The organism is Pseudomonas sp. Ors-4-3C, assembly GCF_055755035.1.
Genome location: NZ_CM146900.1, coordinates 5,463,017 through 5,479,716, shown reverse-complemented (window position 1 = coordinate 5,479,716; position 16,700 = coordinate 5,463,017). Strand labels below are relative to the sequence as shown.

Here is a 16,700-nt window from a genome sequence, read left to right as displayed (position 1 = left end):
TTTTCATGAACGGGCTTTCATATGCACAGACGTCATCTGCTCAATCTGCTGCTGGCCAGTACGGCCTTGGCTTTCCCCTTCAGTGTCTCGGCTACACAGATTCGCAATGCGCGGCTGTGGCGTTCGGATGAAAAGCTGCGATTGGTGTTCGACCTGAGCGGTCCGGTGCGCTACAAAACTTTCTCCCTGAGCGCTCCAGAACGCCTGATCATTGACCTTTCAGGGGCGAGTTTGAGCGGTGATTTTAGCCAGTTGGTGCTTGCCGATACCGCCATTCGCTCCATTCGATCAGGTCACTTTGGTCAGGGTGATACGCGGATTGTTCTCGACCTGAACCATCCAGTGCTGTTGAACAGCTTCCTTTTGGCGCCCGAAGATGGCCAAGGACACCGCTTGGTGCTTGATCTGGTGAACGCCAAACAGGCATCAAGTGCGGCAATGGTTCCACGTGAAACACCCTTGAATAAAACTCACCCCAAGCGCGACATCATCGTCGTCGTAGACCCCGGGCACGGCGGAAAAGACCCGGGCGCGGTTGGTGCCAAAGGTGAGCGGGAAAAAGATGTGGTGCTGTCCATCGCGCAATTACTCGCCAAACGGCTGAAGAGGGAGAAAGGCTTCGACGTGAAACTGGTGCGCAATGATGATTTCTTCGTGCCACTTCGCAAACGGGTGGATATAGCGCGCCAGCACAAGGCCGACATGTTTATCTCAGTGCATGCCGATGCGGCGCCACGTCTGACGGCGTCGGGAGCGTCTGTGTATTGCCTGTCCGAGGGTGGCGCGACGTCTGCGACTGCGCGCTTCATGGCGCAGCGGGAGAATGGCGCTGATCTGCTCGGTGCGACCAGTCTGCTCAACCTCAAGGACAAGGATCCGATGCTCGCCGGAGTGATCCTCGACATGTCGATGAACGCCACCATCGCCGCCAGTCTGCAACTCGGCAGCACGGTTCTCGGCAGTCTGGCAGGCATTACCACGCTGCATCAGAAGCGCGTGGAGCAGGCAGGATTTGCCGTGTTGAAGTCGCCGGACGTGCCGTCGATTCTGGTGGAAACCGGCTTCATTTCCAACGCCCGAGACAGTCAGCGACTGATCACGCCTCGGCATCAGCAAGCCGTGGCGGATGGTTTGTTCGAAGGGCTACAGCGTTACTTTCAGAAGAATCCACCAGTCGACAGCTATATCGCCTGGCAGCAGGAGCAGCAAAACGCGCAGGTTTAGCAGCCAGTGATCCGGCTGCAGGTGAACTTCGCGCTACTGCCGCCAGAGCTGGAAAAACGATTGATCGTCGTCCAGCCGACGCGACGGGTGTAGCCCACCCAGGCTTCCCCGTCAGAGGCGATCCCGGTAAAGAACGTCAGTTGGCCGAAACGGCTGTTGGTCTGCGCCCAGTAGCGGTTGCCGTCCTTTTCAAAGCCCCGCAGATAAATTGTGCTGCCCACCGTGTTCACGCTGTAGGCATTGCCTTGCGCGTCGATGCAGGCCAGCAGATTGGCGCTGTGTGTGCAGTTGGCGAGTGCGGGAATTTGCCCCCAGGCGTCGGCCCCCGACAGCAACGCGAGACTCAGCAGCGAGCATTTCAAAGCAGTTTTCATCTCGGTTCTCAATGGGCAGATTGCGTGCAGCTTCCTGCGCTTTATCGGTTTGGGCAAGAGCGGGGCTGGCTTATTCGTATTGTTATACTATAACATCAATTTGAATTGAGTCTGAGCTCGCCGATTTCAAGCGTCTGCTTCTACCAGATCGCTGTTTTGAAGCCATAGAACGCGGTGCGCTACGCCAAACCAGGCCAAAGTGCACATCGGCCGCCATCTGATGAGGATTATCCAATGTCATCTCCGCTTCCCGTGACCGTTCTTTCGGGCTTTCTCGGTGCCGGAAAAAGTACACTTTTAAATTACGTACTACGTAATCGAGAAGGCTTGCGCGTTGCTGTTATCGTTAACGATATGAGCGAGATCAACATTGATGGTAGCGAAGTTCAGCGCGATGTCAGCTTGAACCGTGCTGAAGAAAAACTGGTGGAGATGAGTAACGGTTGTATCTGCTGTACGTTACGCGAGGACCTGCTCGAAGAAGTCAGCAAGCTCGCCCGCGAAGGACGATTCGATTACCTGCTCATCGAATCCACCGGTATTTCCGAGCCGCTACCGGTCGCCGAAACGTTCACCTTCCGTGACGAGCAGGGCCAGAGCCTCGCCGACGTCGCACGCCTCGACACCATGGTGACGGTAGTCGACGGCGTGAATTTCCTCCTCGACTACCAGGCGGCCGAAAGCCTCGCGTCCCGAGGCGAGACCCTGGGCGATGAAGACGAGCGCTCGATCACCGATCTGCTGATCGAACAAATCGAGTTCGCCGACGTACTGCTGATCAGCAAAATCGACCTCATCAGCCGCCAGGAGCGCGAAGAGCTGATGGCAATCCTCAAGCGCCTCAATGCCCAGGCGGAGATCATTGCAATGGTGATGGGCGAGGTGCCGCTGGAGAAAATCCTCAACACGGGCCGATTCGACTTCGAGAAAGCCGCTCAGGCCCCGGGCTGGTTGCAGGAATTGCGCGGTGAGCACGTGCCGGAAACCACGGAATACGGCATCGCCTCGACGGCCTACCGCGCACGCCGCCCGTTCCATCCGCAGCGCTTCTTCAACTTCATCGATCGTCCATGGCCGAACGGCAAACTGCTGCGCTCCAAAGGCTTCTTCTGGCTCGCCAGCAAACCCTCCGACGCAGGCAGTTGGTCGCAGGCCGGCGGTTTGATGCGCCATGGTTTCTCAGGCCGCTGGTGGCGTTTCGTGCCGAAAAACCAATGGCCGCAGGATCAGGAAAGTACCGCAGCGATCATGGAAAACTGGACGCCGAGCGTCGGAGATTGTCGTCAGGAGCTGGTATTCATCGGCCAGAACATCGACTTCGTACAGCTCAAGTCGGAGCTCGATGCCTGCCTGCTGACTGACGAAGAAATGGCCATTGGCGTAGACGGTTGGCGCCGGCTGCCGGATCCGTTCGGCCCTTGGCACGAAGAGGCCGCCTGATGCTCGCGCTCAAGTTGCAGCAAAACCGGGCGCGCCATCAGCATCAGGGAGCGACGCCGAAAACGCTGACGCGAATCCTCGAAGACGACGTCAATCTTGCGGTCTGGCAGCGTCAACTGCCGCTGCACATCGCCGAATTTGCAGAGTTGCTGCTGTCGCTCAACGAGCCTCTGGCGGAATCGCTGTGCATCGAATTGCCGGATGAAGACGCCGAACCTGATCTAAAAGGATTGGCCGCCGGATTCCGTGATTTGCAAGGCTACGAAGCCTTCATCGCTGACCTGCAATGGCTGGTGAGTGCCTTCGCCTGTCTGCTGGGGGCACGGCGTATCGGTTTGCGCCTGCGGGTGTTGGATAAAGCCATGTGCCCACGTTTCCATGTCGATCATGTGCCGGTGCGCTTGATCACAACCTTTGCGGGGATTGGCAGCCAGTGGCTCAAGGAAGGCGTGATGGATCGCGAGCAACTGGGCCAGGCCAACGCCGAGCCACAGGGCATGAGCCAAATCCAGCAACTCAAACGGGGTGATGTGGCGCTATTGAAGGGCGAGAAGTGGCTCGGCAATGAAGGCTTTGGCCTGATTCATCGCTCCCCGCAACCGGCGCCAGGTGAGCGACGGCTGCTGCTGACCCTCGACTGGCTCGGCTGACAGCTCAAGGCTTGAGCCACTGGCCCTGGCTTTGGCCTTCGCAGTACGGCTGCAAATACGCCGCGTCGGAGGCGACGCCGTAATAGTGGATATCCTGGCGATAGGGCATATTGGCGACTTGCGCGTTGCTGCACACGCCGAACGCGCCGCTCGGACATTGATCGACGTACTGCACCTCGACTTTCTGCCCGGCCAGCGTCGGTTGGCAGAAGCCGTCGCTGAACAGTTTCTCGGGAATACTGCGGTTTTGCTGGCAGACTTTAACGTCAAGTCGCTCGCCCTGGCTGCGCACCACGCAGGCCTGGGCCCAGGCTTCGCTCGACAGCAGCATCAACAGCAACGACCATCCCATCCAACGCATGCCCAATCCCCTCAGAAAACTCCCAGTCATGTTGCAGAACATTCCTACCCATGTCATCGCCGGCCCTTTGGGCGCCGGCAAGACCAGCCTGATTCGCCAGCTCATGGCCCAGCGGCCGGAAGGCGAGCGCTGGGCGGTGCTGATCAATGAGTTCGGCCAGATCGGCCTCGATGCCGCGTTGCTGACCCGCGACGCCGATGGTATCGCACTGGGCGAGGTCGCCGGAGGGTGTCTGTGTTGCGTGAATGGTGCGCCGTTTCAAATCGGCCTCGGCCGTTTGCTGCGCAAGGCCCGGCCGGATCGGCTGTTCATTGAGCCGTCCGGGCTGGGCCATCCGGCGCAGTTGCTCAAGCAGTTAAGCGAAGCGCCGTGGCGTGGTGTACTGGCGGTACAGCCCTGTGTGTCAGTGCTGGATGCCCAGGCGCTGGCAGCCGGGAAAGCGCTGCCGCCCGCTCAGCAGGACGCTTTGGGCAGCGCCGGTCTGCTGTTACTGAACAAGGCAGAAAGTCTGAATGAGGCTGTTCGGCAGACCATCGCCGAGCGTTTGCCGGCAGTCAAACTGATCTGGACGCAGCAGGCGCAATTGCCCTTGCATGAGTTGCCGGGTGTGGCTGCGCAAGCAACGGCAGGTGTGGATAACCTCATCGTGCCGCAGGGATTGGCGTCGATTCCGGCGATCTGGAGCGATCCGGCCGTGCCGATCTGCCTGAGTCAGGCACAGGAGGGCGGTTGGAGCATCGGCTGGCGCTGGCACCCGGGACAGAGGTTCGATACGCAACGCCTGAGCCAATGGCTGCAAAGCCTGGACTGGCGACGGGCGAAACTGGTTATCCACAGCGCACAGGGTTGGGTTTCAGCCAATGCCCTGGATAACGCTGAACTGGACTGGCAACCCAGTGAGTGGCGCCGGGATTCACGTATCGAGCTGATCTTTGCTGACGCGCAAAGTGTCGAGGATTTGCAGGCAGGCCTGGCGCAATGCCGGGTTCAAGTGGGTTAGCTCAAGGCTTCCACTTGTTGTGATCCTGACGCCACTGGCTCAGCTCGATCACTTCGGCCCGTGGGCGGGTGACCTCGACCACGGGTGGCGTGTCGTCGAACGGTGCCGGGTAGGGCGCCAGTTCGATCTGCGCGCTGTGTGCGCCAAACTGGGTGATGGTGCCGTTGTGCCGGGTTTCGCCGGTCACGGTGAACTCGAAGTTGTAGACCCGGGCCAGGCGCCGCCGGCCGCTGGCATCCTTGATCAAACCGACTTTTTTCAACGCGACGTTACCGTCCAGCAGTTCGACGCCGACATTGATGCAATGCTGCTTGACCCGTTCCAGCGCCCGCTCGCGCAAGCCGTGGTTGTGCCAAAGCCATGCGCCGGCAGCGGCGAACAGCATCAGCACGAAGATGTTTTCGAGGGTCAGCATCAACAGGAAACTCCAAAAGATAAGCTCAGCTTAACTGCGTCGCCGGTCTGTCGTACAGGCTGTGTTTCGTCGCATACTGCGCGGCTTGAATTTCAATCGTTTTACGGAATAACCCGAATGAAACGTACGCCTCATCTGCTCGCCATTCAGTCCCATGTGGTCTTCGGCCATGCCGGCAACAGCGCCGCGGTTTTTCCGATGCAGCGGGTCGGGGTGAATGTCTGGCCGCTCAACACCGTGCAGTTTTCCAACCACACCCAGTACGGGCAGTGGGCCGGTGAAGTGCTGTCGCCGCACCAGATCCCCGAACTGGTCGAAGGCATTGCCGCCATTGGCGAGCTGGGCAACTGCGACGCCGTGCTCTCCGGTTATCTGGGCAGCGCGGCGCAGGGCCGGGCGATTCTCAGTGGTGTCGAGCGCATCAAATCGGTCAATCCGAAGGCGTTGTACCTGTGCGACCCGGTAATGGGTCATCCGGAGAAAGGCTGCAGTGTGCCGACCGAAGTCAGCGATTTCCTGCTGGAAGAAGCGGCAGCCGTGGCGGACATCATGTGCCCGAACCAGCTGGAGCTGGACAGCTTCTCCGGGCGCAAGCCGCAGTCCTTGTTCGATTGCCTGGGGATGGCCCGGGCACTGCTGGCACGCGGCCCGAAAGCGGTGCTGGTCAAACACCTGGATTATCCGGGCAAACCGGCGGACGGTTTCGAGATGTTGCTGGTGACCGCCGACGAAAGCTGGCACCTGCGCCGTCCGCTGCTGGCGTTTCCGCGTCAACCGGTGGGTGTGGGCGATCTGACGTCCGGTTTGTTCCTGGCACGGGTGCTGCTCGGTGACAGTCTGGTGGCGGCGTTTGAATTCACTGCAGCGGCGGTGCATGAAGTGCTGCTGGAAACCCAGGCGTGTGCCAGTTACGAGCTGCAACTGGTGCGGGCGCAGGACCGGATCGCGCATCCGCGGGTGAAGTTCGAGGCGACGGCGATCAGTCTGTAAAACCGCGTTACACCCATTCGCGAGCAAGCCCGCTCCCACCTTCGACCGCGTTCTCATGGGCGGACTGCGATTGAAGGTGGGAGCGGGCTTGCTCGCGAAGGCTATCTATAAAAGCAACATCATTCCAAAGGATCGATCAGGCGTCGCCCTTGATCTCCTGATAGCGCTTCTCCAGCTCCTGGCGAATCTGCCGGCGCTGCTGGGCCTGCATGTAGCGACGCTTGTCTTCGCTGTTCTGCGGTTGCAGTGGCGGTACGGCGGCAGGTTTGCGCTGGTCATCCACCGCGACCATGGTGAAGAAGCAGCTATTGGTGTGGCGTACCGAGCGCTCGCGGATGTTCTCGGTCACCACTTTGATGCCGACCTCCATCGAGGTGTTGCCGGTGTAGTTGACCGACGCAAGGAAGGTCACCAGTTCGCCGACATGGATCGGCTCGCGGAAAATCACCTGATCCACCGACAGCGTTACCACGTAGCGGCCGGCATAGCGGCTCGCGCAGGCGTAGGCCACTTCGTCGAGGTATTTGAGCAGGGTACCGCCGTGGACATTGCCAGAGAAGTTGGCCATGTCGGGGGTCATCAATACCGTCATCGACAGTTGGGCGTTTCCGGGTTCCATAACGTTCTCACGGATCAAGGCTGGATGGCTGGAAGCACCTCTGCGGGTGCCTGGTGGCTTTTTCAAAAGCACCGTTATCGGGACGCCAGACGACTGGCTGCCGTCACGCCGCGACCGATCTGTTTCCTTATATTGCACCGCCTTCCAGCCGGAAGTCGCGGTGTTAACCTGCAAAAGGCCCTGCCCAAGGGCAATTCCCACACGAAAAGCGGATTTTTACCCAGCTCGCTCAGACCTTTCTGATGTCTGACGGCGGGTCACGTCATACAAGGAGCCCACACCATGCATGCCATCAGCTTTATTCAGGACCTGGCAGTGATCATGTTGGTCGCAGGTGTGGTCACCGTGCTGTTTCACCGCTTCAAGCAGCCGGTGGTGCTCGGCTACATCGTCGCCGGTTTCATCATCGGGCCGCACACGCCGCCGTTTGGCCTGATCCACGACGAAGAAACCATCAAGACCCTCGCCGAGCTGGGGGTGATTTTTCTGATGTTCTGCCTCGGGCTGGAATTCAGTCTGCGCAAGTTGTTCAAGGTTGGCGCCACGGCGTTTATCGCGGCGTTCCTCGAAATCGTCCTGATGATCTGGATCGGGTACGAGATCGGTCGCTGGTTCGACTGGAACACCATGGACTCGCTGTTCCTCGGCGCGATCCTCGCCATCTCCTCAACCACCATCATCGTCAAGGCGCTTAACGACCTGAAGATGAAGAACGAGCGCTTTGCGCAGCTGATCTTCGGCGTACTGATCGTCGAGGACATCCTCGGCATCGGCATCATCGCCTTGCTGTCGAGTATCGCGGTCAGCGGCACGGTCAGCTCCGGCGAAGTGTTCTCCACGGTCGGCAAGCTGTCGCTGTTCATGATCGTTGCGTTGGTGGTCGGCATTCTGCTGGTGCCGCGTCTGTTGGCTTATGTCGCCAAATTCGAAAGCAACGAGATGCTGCTGATCACCGTGCTCGGCTTGTGTTTCGGCTTCTGCCTGCTGGTGGTCAAGCTCGAATACAGCATGGTGCTCGGCGCCTTCCTGATCGGCGCGATCATGGCCGAGTCGCGGCAACTGCTGAAGATCGAACGGCTGATCGAGCCGGTTCGCGACCTGTTCAGTGCAATCTTCTTCGTCGCCATCGGCCTGATGCTCGATCCTATGATCCTGCTGCAATACGCGTGGCCGATTGCAGTCATTACCGTGGCGGTGGTGCTCGGCAAGATGTTGTCCTGCGGCCTCGGGGCGTTTATCGCCGGCAATGACGGACGAACCTCACTGCGTGTGGGGATGGGGCTGTCACAGATTGGCGAATTTTCCTTCATCATCGCCGCGCTCGGGATGACGCTGCAGGTCACCAGCAACTTTCTGTATCCCGTCGCGGTGGCGGTGTCGGTGATCACCACGCTACTGACGCCGTACCTGATTCGCGCGGCCGACCCGTTGTCGATCAAGCTCTCGGCGGCGGTGCCCAAGCGTCTGGGCCGGGTGTTCGGCATGTATGGCGAATGGCTGCGCAGCATTCAGCCGCAAGGTGAGGGCGCGATGCTGGCGGCGATGATCCGGCGGATCCTGTTGCAGGTCGGGGTCAATCTGGCGCTGGTGATCGCGATCTTCTTCAGCGGCGCGTTCTTTGCCGGACGGCTGTCGGTGTGGATGCAGGACTGGATCGGTGATCCGAGCTGGCAGAAGGCGTTGATCTGGGGCGGGGCGCTGCTGCTGTCTCTGCCATTCCTGATCGCGGCGTATCGCAAGCTCAAGGCGCTGTCGATGCTGCTGGCGGAAATGGGCGTGAAGCCGGAGATGGCCGGGCGTCACACGCAGCGAGTGCGTCGGGTGATCTCCGAAGTGATCCCGATCCTCTCGCTGCTGGTGATCTTCCTGCTGTTGGCAGCCTTGTCGGCCAGTATCCTGCCGACCAACAAGTTGCTGGTGCTGGTCGCCGTGGTCGCGGCCGCCGTTGCGGCGCTGCTCTGGCGCTGGTTCATCCGCGTGCACACGCGGATGCAGGTGGCCCTGCTGGAAACCCTCGACAACCACAAGGAGTCGTCGGGGCACTGACCGGCCCGGGCATCTGGCTAATCAGCTCTCCAGCCAGACGTCCCGCGCCCAGTGCCACACCGATTCCCAGGATTCTTCGGTGATCAGCTCTTCTTCGCCGGACCACAGCACTACGGTGCCGTCTTCTTCGACGCAGTAGTAGTTGTCGCCGTCCTGGCAGATCGGGATCAGGTCGCGCGGTACGCCGATGTCCCAGGCGTTGGCCGCCACGTCCGGCAGATAGGTGTGCGATTGCGGGTCGGTGACGGTCACCGGCTCGAGGCTGCCGTACACCACGTCACTGACGGTCAGCAGAAACTCTTTGAAGACGAACGGGATGTTGATGAAGAGTTCTTCTTCGATTTCTACCAATTGGTCTTCGTCGGGCAATTCCAGGGGAACCGGTACGGGTTCGTTGGCTTCGCGCAGTTGTTCGATGATTTCTTCCACGTCCGGGATCCTCTTGCTTGAATGGCGCGGTTTATATGGGCCGGTTTATACAGTAGCTCGCTATAGATGCAACCGTGAAATAGAAAACCCCGGCCGAGGCCGGGGTTTTTATTACCACATGCGTAACGCGATGGGGATCAGCCGTTCTGGCGAATACCGGCCACCAGCCAAGGCTGGTTTTCGCCCTGTGGACGTTCCATGTTCCAGCTTTCACTGAACACTTCACCCTGGTCGAAACGCGAGGTCTTCGACACACCGCTGAAGGTCAGGGTGGCGATGGTCTTGTCGGCACGATCATCCACGCCGTCCAGCTGAACCTGCAGGTTTTCGATGTAAGTCGACTGGAAGCCGTCGCCCAGATCCGCACGCTCACGCTTGAGGAAGTCGAGCATCTGCGGGGTCACGAACTCGGCGATCTTGTCCATTTCGTTGGCGTCCCAGTGCTGCTGCAGCGCCTGGAAGTGGCTGCGCGCGGCGGCAAGGAAGTTCTGCTCGTTGAACCAGGCTGGTGCGTTGATCACCGGACGAGCGGCAACCGGCGCGGCCGAACCACCGAAGATCGAACCCATGGCAGCAGGCTTCTGCTCGAATACTTCACGCTGCATCGGCGCGCCGGCCGGAGCCAGGTGCTCCTGCTGCTTGCGTCGACGAGCGGCGATGAAGCGGAAGATCACGAACGCGATCACGGCCATGATCAGGATGTCGAAGATCTGCATGCCCTGGAAGCCGCCGCCCATGAACATGGAAGCGAGCAGGCCACCGGCGGCGATACCGGCCAGAGGGCCGAGCCATTTCGAAGCGCCGCCAGCCTTGGCCGCGGCACCGGCAGCGCCGGCAGCACCAGCGGTCGCTGCTGCGCCGCCCATGCCTGGGGAAGAAGGAGCCATCTGGCTGGTCTGGTGCGTCGGCGCAGCGCCGGCGCTTTTGCCACCACCAAAGCGCTTGGCGTTGGCGTCGAGGCTCATCGTCAGGCCGATGCACAACGCCATGGCGATGCTAAGAAAACGTTTCATAAAGGGAATTCCCGTTTGTGGAGACACGCGCGCCATGTTGCACAGCTGAAGTGTTACTGGCTAGCGAGAGAGTGTTTCGGGCTTTTGCCTGACAGGTTATGTTCAGCTCCGTCGAAGCAATAAGGCCATGTACTTTTGTCTGTAGGAAAATGGGATAGGTTCAGCGGGAAACTTGCTTATCGACGCAACGCCAGCAGCACCACACCGGCGGTGATCAGGCCGATGCCGCCCCATTGGCGCAGGTCGAGTTTCTCGCCCAGCAGGATCACGCCGAGCACCGCCACCAGTACCACGCTGAGTTTGTCCACTGGCGCAACCAGCGAGGCCGGGCCGACTTTCAGCGCGCGGAAGTAGCATAGCCACGACGCGCCGGTCCCCAGACCGGACAACAGCAGGAACAGATAGCTCTTGGCGGAAATCGATCCCAATGACTGATATTGGCCCGTCGCGTACAAAATCAAGGCCAGACTGACCAGGACCACGATGGTGCGCAGCAGGGTGGCGAAGTCGGAATTGACGTTTTCGATGCCGATCTTGGCGAAGATCGCCGTCAGCGCGGCGAAAGTCGCCGAGAGCAGGGCCCAGAATGTCCAGGAAGAAAAGAAGCCTGAGCCCATGGAAATGTCCTTGTTAGATCATCCAACGCCGACCCCTGTGGGAGCGAGCCTGCTCGCGAAAGCCACACTGCCGTTTATCAGATCAACCACGGTGATGTCATTCGCGAGCAGGCTCGCTCCCACAGAAAAGCGAAACCGGCGTCAGATGGCTTCCAGCTTGGCGTACCCCAGCATCAGCCACTTGCTGCCTTCACTGAAGTTCACCTGCACCCGCGCCTGCGCGCCGGCGCCTTCGAAGTTGAGGATCACGCCGTCGCCGAAGATCGAGTGACGCACTGCCTGACCCAGGCTGAAGCCGGTTTCCGGAATCTCGCTGCCGCTGAACAGGTTGCTGCCGCTCATCGACTGGTTGCCGCCGAACGGTCGGCTGACGCTGTTCGACAGGCGTACTTCCTGAATCAGACCCTTCGGCACTTCACGGACGAAACGCGAGACCTTGTTGTAGGTTTCGCTGCCGTACAGGCGTCGGGTTTCAGCATAGGTCATCACCAGGTTCTGCATGGCCCGGGTGATGCCGACGTAGGCCAGACGACGTTCTTCTTCAAGGCGACCCGGTTCTTCCAGGCTCATCTTGTGCGGGAACAGACCTTCTTCCATGCCCACCAGGAACACGTAAGGGAATTCCAGGCCCTTGGCGCTGTGCAGGGTCATCAATTGAATGCTGTCTTCGTGTTCGTCGGCCTGAGTGTCGCCGGCTTCCAGCGAAGCGTGGCCGAGGAACGCCGCCAGCGGCGTCAGCTCTTCGTCTTCTTCGGTGTTCTCGAAGTTGCGCGCGGCGCTGACCAGTTCCTCAAGGTTTTCCACCCGGGCCTGGCCTTTCTCGCCTTTTTCCGCTTCGTGATAGGCGATCAACCCCGATTGCTCGATGACGGTCTGGGTCATCAGGTGCAGCGGCATTTCCATGCACTTGGCGGCAAGGTTCTCGATCAGCTCGATAAACGCACCCAGGGCGCCGGCAGCACGACCGGTCAGGCCTTTATTGGCGACCAGTTGGCGCATCGCTTCCCACATCGACACATCGCTGTGGCGTGCATGGTCGCGGATCGCTTCGACGGTTTTCTCGCCAATACCACGGGTCGGGACGTTGATCACCCGCTCCAGTGCGGCGTCGTTGCCACGGCCTTCGAGCAGGCGCAGGTAGGCCATGGCGTTCTTGATTTCCGCGCGTTCGAAGAAGCGCTGGCCGCCATAGATGCGGTACGGAATGCGCTCGCGCAGTAACGCTTCTTCCAAAACGCGCGATTGGGCGTTGGAGCGGTAGAGAATTGCGATGTCGCTGCGGGCCAGGCCGGTTTTCAGCGCGCTTTCGATGGTTTCGACAACGTAGCGCGCTTCGTCGTGTTCGTTGAACGCGGCGTACAGGTTGATCGCTTCGCCGTCGCCGCCGTCGGTCCACAGCTCTTTGCCGAGACGCCCGGTGTTGTTCGCGATCAAGGCGTTGGCGGCCTTGAGGATGCCGGCGGTGGAGCGGTAGTTCTGCTCCAGACGAATGGTCACCGAATCCGGGAAGTCTGAGGAGTACTGATGGATGTTCTCGATTTTCGCCCCACGCCAGCCGTAGATCGACTGGTCGTCGTCGCCGACCACCATCAGGCTGTCGCCGCCCTTGCCGAGCAGACGCAACCAGGCGTACTGCACGGCGTTGGTGTCCTGGAATTCGTCGACGAGGATATGGCGGAAGCGCTTCTGATAGTGCGCCAGCAGGCCCGGATGGTCGCGCCACAGGTCGAGCGCGCGCAGCAGCAGCTCGGAGAAGTCGATGACGCCGGCGCGCTGGCAAGCAGCCTCGTAGGCCTCATAGATGCCGCGCATGGTGGCCAGGTACAAGTCGCCGCTGGCCTGAATGTGTTGCGGACGCAGACCTTCGTCTTTCTGCCCGTTGATGAACCACTGGGCCTGACGGGCCGGCCAGCGCTGTTCGTCCAGCCCCAGCTCGCGGATCACCCGCTTGACCAGTCGCTGCTGGTCGTCGCTGTCGAGAATCTGGAAGGTCTGGCTCAAGCCTGCTTCTTGCCAGTGCGCGCGCAGCAAGCGGTGCGCCAGGCCGTGGAAGGTGCCGACCCACATGCCGGCCGGGTTGATACCCAGCAACTGCTCGATGCGATGACGCATCTCGGCAGCGGCCTTGTTGGTGAAGGTCACCGACAGAATGGAGTGGGGCGAGGCGTTTTCGACCTGGATCAACCAGGCGATACGGTGCACCAGCACTCGGGTTTTACCGGAGCCGGCACCGGCCAGGACCAACTGACGGCCAACGGGGGCTGCTACGGCCTGCCGTTGGGCATCGTTGAGGGAGTTCAGCAGAAGGGAGAGATCATCGCGCATCGGGGCATTCTAGGGTGCGCCGCAGGCCCGGGCAAACCGAGCTTTGCATTAGCCGATGAAAGTGCCGCCAATGACGACCGGTCGGTCATTGGCTACAGGCTTCGGCCCGCCTCGCTCTGCGGGTTTTGTCGGCGCTGCGGGGGCGAAAAGTTTCGCTGAAATTATGATCTGGAGCAGTTTGGCAACTGGATCGGCTTGTGTATGCTCCGTGCACATTTCGGGCGCATGCCCGTCCTAATAAGAACAAGAACGTTGCCCATGACCCTCAGCTCCGAACTGTCGGGCCCCTCTGTGGAACCCCGGGTTATCCGCAAACACTACGCCACCGAGATGGCGGTCGAACGCACGCGTCTGCTTTATCAGGGCTCATTGCTGCCCACACTCTTCATGTTGATCAATGGTCTGGTCTGCGCCGGTTTGCTCTGGAGCCCGCAGCGCTATTTCGTGGTCAGCATCTGGCTGGTCTGGCTGCTGTCGCTGGTGGCGTTGCGGGTGATTCAGGTCGCGGCCTTCGATTCGGCGATCCCCGATCGTCAGGCCCAGCCGATCTGGTTCCGCATGTTCCTGCTCGGTTCGACCATGACCGGCCTGACGCTCGCCGGGGCCGGTATTGCGTTGGTGCCCGCCGACAACTTCATGCAGCAGGCCTGGGTCTTTGGCCTGATCGGTGCTGCGACATTGTCGGCCAGTGTTGCCTACGCGGTCAGTCTGCCGGCGTTTCTTTCCTTCACCTTGCCGTGCCTGCTGCCGGCGATCGGTTACCTGTTCTGGGGCGGCGATGAACTGGCGCGCGGTTGGGGCTGGCTCGGGCTGATCCTGCTGGGCTCGCTCAGCGTGGTGGCGTGGCAAGTCAATCGGCTGATTGATCGCGGCCTGCTGCGGCGCTTTCAGAACCAACACCTCATCGAACACTTGCAGCGGGCACAGAGTCGCAGCGAACAGCTCAATCAGGAACTGGGCAAAGAGATCGAACAGCGGCGCTGCGCCGAGGGCCAGTTGCGCGAGGCTCAGGTCGAACTGGAAGATCGCGTGGCCCTGCGTAGCCGTGAACTGGATGTGGCCAGCCAGGCACTCATCAAAAGCGAAGCCCGTCTGGCCTTGGCGTTAAAGGCCAGTGAGCTGGGGTTGTGGGACTGGAACCTGCAAACCGACGAAGTCCATCACACGCAGATCCAGGAACTGTTCGGCCTCGCGCCGGAGTACGTCACGGCGATCCTGCGCGACCTCAAGCCCCGCCTGCACCCCGAGGACGTGCCGTCGCTCAAGCAGGCGCTGATCGAACACCTGAAAGGGCGCACCGAGGATTATCAGATCGAATACCGCGTGCGCCACGGCGACGGCCATTGGGTGTGGATCGAGGACCGCGGTCGCGCCGTGGAGCGCAGTGAAAGTGGGCGGGTGATCCGCATGGTCGGTACCCGGCGCGACATCAGCGCGAGCAAAAGTCTTGAAGAACAGCAGCGACTGGCGGCCACGGTGTTCGAAGCGGCCAGCGAAGGCATCGTCATTCTCGATCCGAACTACGCGCTGATCGCGATCAATCAGGCGTTCAGTCGTGTCACCGGTTATGACATCGACGACATGCTCGGGCGCAATGTCGTCGAGCTGCCGTGCAGTCGTGATGCGCGGCGGCATTACGTCTCGATCCGTCACGCACTGGAGCAGCACGGCAGCTGGCAGGGCGAACTGGTCGAAACCCGCAAGAACGGCGAGCTGTATCCGCAGTGGCTGCAACTCAACGCGGTGCGCGACAGTCGGGGAAATGTCAGTCATATCGTCGGCTTCTTCGCCGATCTTTCGGCGCGGCGCGAATCCGAGGAGCGCATGCGCTTCCTGACGCACTACGATGAACTGACCGGGCTGGCCAACCGCTCGCTGTTCCGCGAACGCCTGCACGAAGCCCATCAGCGCGTGCGGCAGGGCGGGCGCCGCAGTCTGGCGCTGCTGCACATCAATCTGGATCGTTTCAAGCTGCTCAACGACAGCCTCGGTCACGAGGTGGCGGATCAGCTATTGCAGAAAATGGCACGACGGCTGGTCAATGCGTTGCCGGAGGCCGACACCATCGCGCGGCTCTCCGGTGATGAATTTGCCGTGCTGTTCGATGCCTACGGCAACCTGTCGAGCCTGGCGCGGGTCGCCACGCGTCTGTCGAGCAAGCTGCGTCTGCCGTTGACGATCGAAGGGCATGAGCTGGTGGTCAGTGCCTCGATGGGCATCAGCATGCTGCCGGACAACGCCCGGGAGATTTCCGCGCTGGTCAGTCAATCGAACATGGCGATGCAACACGCCAAGCATCTGGGCGGCAACAATTTCCAGTTCTACACCGACAGCCTGCAGGCCAGTACTCTTGAGCGCTTGCAGCTGGAAAACCAGTTGCGCAAAGCCATCGAGGACAAGCAGCTCAAGGTGTTCTACCAGCCGAAGCTGTGCCTGCAGACCGGGCGCCTGAATGCGGCGGAAGCGCTGGTGCGCTGGGATCACCCAAGCATGGGCCGGGTGCCGCCGGGGGACTTCATCGGTCTGGCCGAGGAAACCGGACTGATCGGCCCGATCGGCGAATTCGTGCTGCGCCAGGCCTGCTGGCAGGCGTGCGAATGGCAGCGCCAGGGGCTGGAGCCGATTCGGGTATCGGTGAACCTGTCGGTGCATCAACTGCGTCAGGGCAAACTGGTCAGTCTGGTGCGCCAGGTGCTGGAAGAAACCGGGCTGGCGCCGCACTACCTCGAACTGGAACTCACCGAGAGCCAGTTGCTCGACAGCGTCGAACACATCATCGCGACCTTCCAGCAGTTGCGCGATCTGGGGGTGAAGCTGGCGATCGATGACTTCGGCACCGGCTATTCGTCGCTGAGTTACCTGAAACGGATTCCGGTGGATTACGTGAAGATCGATCAGGCATTCATTCGCGGACTGGGGCAGGGCAGCGAAGATGCGGCGATCACTCGGGCGATCATCGCCATGGCCCATGGGCTGTCGTTGAAAGTGGTCGCCGAAGGTGTCGAGCGGCAAGAACAGCTGGATTTTTTACGTGCTGAACGCTGCGATGAGGTGCAGGGGTATCTGATCAGTCGTCCAGTGGAGGCCGAGCGTCTGGCCGGGCTTTTGAGCGAACAGGGAAATTCGTTTTAAGGGCTACATGTAGTCCATCGCGCCTGATACGGGGACATGGAGTTACGCATTGAGCAGGCAAAAAG

15 protein-coding genes are annotated in these 16,700 nt (G+C 60.6%); 7 read left to right on the top strand and 8 right to left on the bottom strand.

The features are described from left to right. Positions 1 to 21 precede the first annotated feature (21 nt). Entirely contained in the window at positions 22 to 1,224 is a 1,203-nt protein-coding gene (locus ACVHNU_RS24850) for an N-acetylmuramoyl-L-alanine amidase (RefSeq protein ID WP_473018478.1), read from the top strand. Here the strand turns inward: ACVHNU_RS24850 and ACVHNU_RS24845 are convergent. Then, positions 1,221 to 1,598 carry a hypothetical protein gene (locus ACVHNU_RS24845; RefSeq protein WP_003229706.1) on the bottom strand — a complete coding sequence of 126 codons (378 nt, stop codon included), beginning with the start codon at positions 1,596 to 1,598 and terminating at the stop codon, positions 1,221 to 1,223. The two genes, ACVHNU_RS24850 and ACVHNU_RS24845, sit on opposite strands and share 4 nt — an antisense overlap. Positions 1,599 to 1,832: 234 nt before the next feature. On the opposite strand from ACVHNU_RS24845, the gene zigA reads away from it, so the two are divergent. Beyond that, complete coding sequence (gene zigA / locus ACVHNU_RS24840; RefSeq protein ID WP_473020099.1) at positions 1,833 to 3,038, top strand: zinc metallochaperone GTPase ZigA; 1,206 nt, start codon at positions 1,833 to 1,835, stop codon at positions 3,036 to 3,038. Continuing rightward, complete coding sequence (locus tag ACVHNU_RS24835; RefSeq protein WP_473018477.1) at positions 3,038 to 3,688, top strand: DUF1826 domain-containing protein; 651 nt, start codon at positions 3,038 to 3,040, stop codon at positions 3,686 to 3,688. Before zigA ends, ACVHNU_RS24835 begins: the two co-directional genes overlap by 1 nt. 4 nt (positions 3,689 to 3,692) lie before the next feature. On the opposite strand, the gene ACVHNU_RS24830 is transcribed toward ACVHNU_RS24835, so the two are convergent. Next, positions 3,693 to 4,049 carry an NADH:ubiquinone oxidoreductase gene (locus tag ACVHNU_RS24830; protein WP_473018476.1) on the bottom strand — a complete coding sequence of 119 codons (357 nt, stop codon included), beginning with the start codon at positions 4,047 to 4,049 and terminating at the stop codon, positions 3,693 to 3,695. Between the two features lie 28 nt (positions 4,050 to 4,077). Between ACVHNU_RS24830 and ACVHNU_RS24825 the strand changes: the two genes are divergently transcribed. After that, a complete protein-coding gene (locus tag ACVHNU_RS24825) occupies positions 4,078 to 5,049 on the top strand; it encodes a CobW family GTP-binding protein (protein WP_473018475.1) in 972 nt (323 codons plus the stop codon). Position 5,050: 1 nt separating this feature from the next. Here ACVHNU_RS24825 and ACVHNU_RS24820 read toward each other — a convergent pair whose 3' ends face one another. Further along, positions 5,051 to 5,464: a DUF3301 domain-containing protein gene (locus ACVHNU_RS24820; RefSeq protein ID WP_473018474.1), complete on the bottom strand. Its 414-nt coding sequence runs from the start codon at positions 5,462 to 5,464 to the stop codon at positions 5,051 to 5,053. A 117-nt stretch (positions 5,465 to 5,581) separates the two neighbouring features. Here ACVHNU_RS24820 and pdxY point away from each other — a divergent pair, with 117 nt between their 5' ends. Further along, a complete protein-coding gene (pdxY, locus tag ACVHNU_RS24815; protein WP_003229694.1) occupies positions 5,582 to 6,454 on the top strand; it encodes a pyridoxal kinase PdxY in 873 nt (290 codons plus the stop codon). Between the two features lie 136 nt (positions 6,455 to 6,590). Here the strand turns inward: pdxY and ACVHNU_RS24810 are convergent, their stop codons facing one another. Beyond that, positions 6,591 to 7,073 (bottom strand): acyl-CoA thioesterase, encoded by a 483-nt coding sequence (locus ACVHNU_RS24810; RefSeq protein WP_003229693.1) that lies wholly within the window; start codon positions 7,071 to 7,073, stop codon positions 6,591 to 6,593. Between the two features lie 282 nt (positions 7,074 to 7,355). On the opposite strand from ACVHNU_RS24810, the gene ACVHNU_RS24805 reads away from it, so the two are divergent. After that, positions 7,356 to 9,119, top strand: a complete 1,764-nt coding sequence (locus tag ACVHNU_RS24805) for a cation:proton antiporter (RefSeq protein ID WP_003229692.1) — start codon at positions 7,356 to 7,358, stop codon at positions 9,117 to 9,119. Between the two features lie 21 nt (positions 9,120 to 9,140). Here ACVHNU_RS24805 and ACVHNU_RS24800 read toward each other — a convergent pair whose 3' ends face one another. The 4 genes from ACVHNU_RS24800 to uvrD all read right to left on the bottom strand — a co-directional run bounded on the left by ACVHNU_RS24800 (position 9,141) and on the right by uvrD (position 13,503). Further along, positions 9,141 to 9,548 carry an SMI1/KNR4 family protein gene (locus tag ACVHNU_RS24800; RefSeq protein ID WP_047596914.1) on the bottom strand — a complete coding sequence of 136 codons (408 nt, stop codon included), beginning with the start codon at positions 9,546 to 9,548 and terminating at the stop codon, positions 9,141 to 9,143. Between the two features lie 137 nt (positions 9,549 to 9,685). Continuing rightward, the gene (locus ACVHNU_RS24795) at positions 9,686 to 10,561 is read right to left on the bottom strand and encodes a Tim44 domain-containing protein (RefSeq protein WP_003229688.1); all 876 of its coding nucleotides are present in this window, start codon (positions 10,559 to 10,561) and stop codon (positions 9,686 to 9,688) included. 176 nt (positions 10,562 to 10,737) lie between these two features. Then, entirely contained in the window at positions 10,738 to 11,178 is a 441-nt protein-coding gene (locus ACVHNU_RS24790; protein ID WP_003229686.1) for an EamA family transporter, read from the bottom strand. A 141-nt stretch (positions 11,179 to 11,319) separates the two neighbouring features. Then, positions 11,320 to 13,503, bottom strand: a complete 2,184-nt coding sequence (gene uvrD, locus ACVHNU_RS24785) for a DNA helicase II (RefSeq protein ID WP_473018473.1) — start codon at positions 13,501 to 13,503, stop codon at positions 11,320 to 11,322. A gap of 258 nt (positions 13,504 to 13,761) precedes the next feature. On the opposite strand from uvrD, the gene ACVHNU_RS24780 reads away from it, so the two are divergent. Continuing rightward, complete coding sequence (locus ACVHNU_RS24780) at positions 13,762 to 16,635, top strand: putative bifunctional diguanylate cyclase/phosphodiesterase (protein WP_473018472.1); 2,874 nt, start codon at positions 13,762 to 13,764, stop codon at positions 16,633 to 16,635. Positions 16,636 to 16,700: the final 65 nt, after the last annotated feature.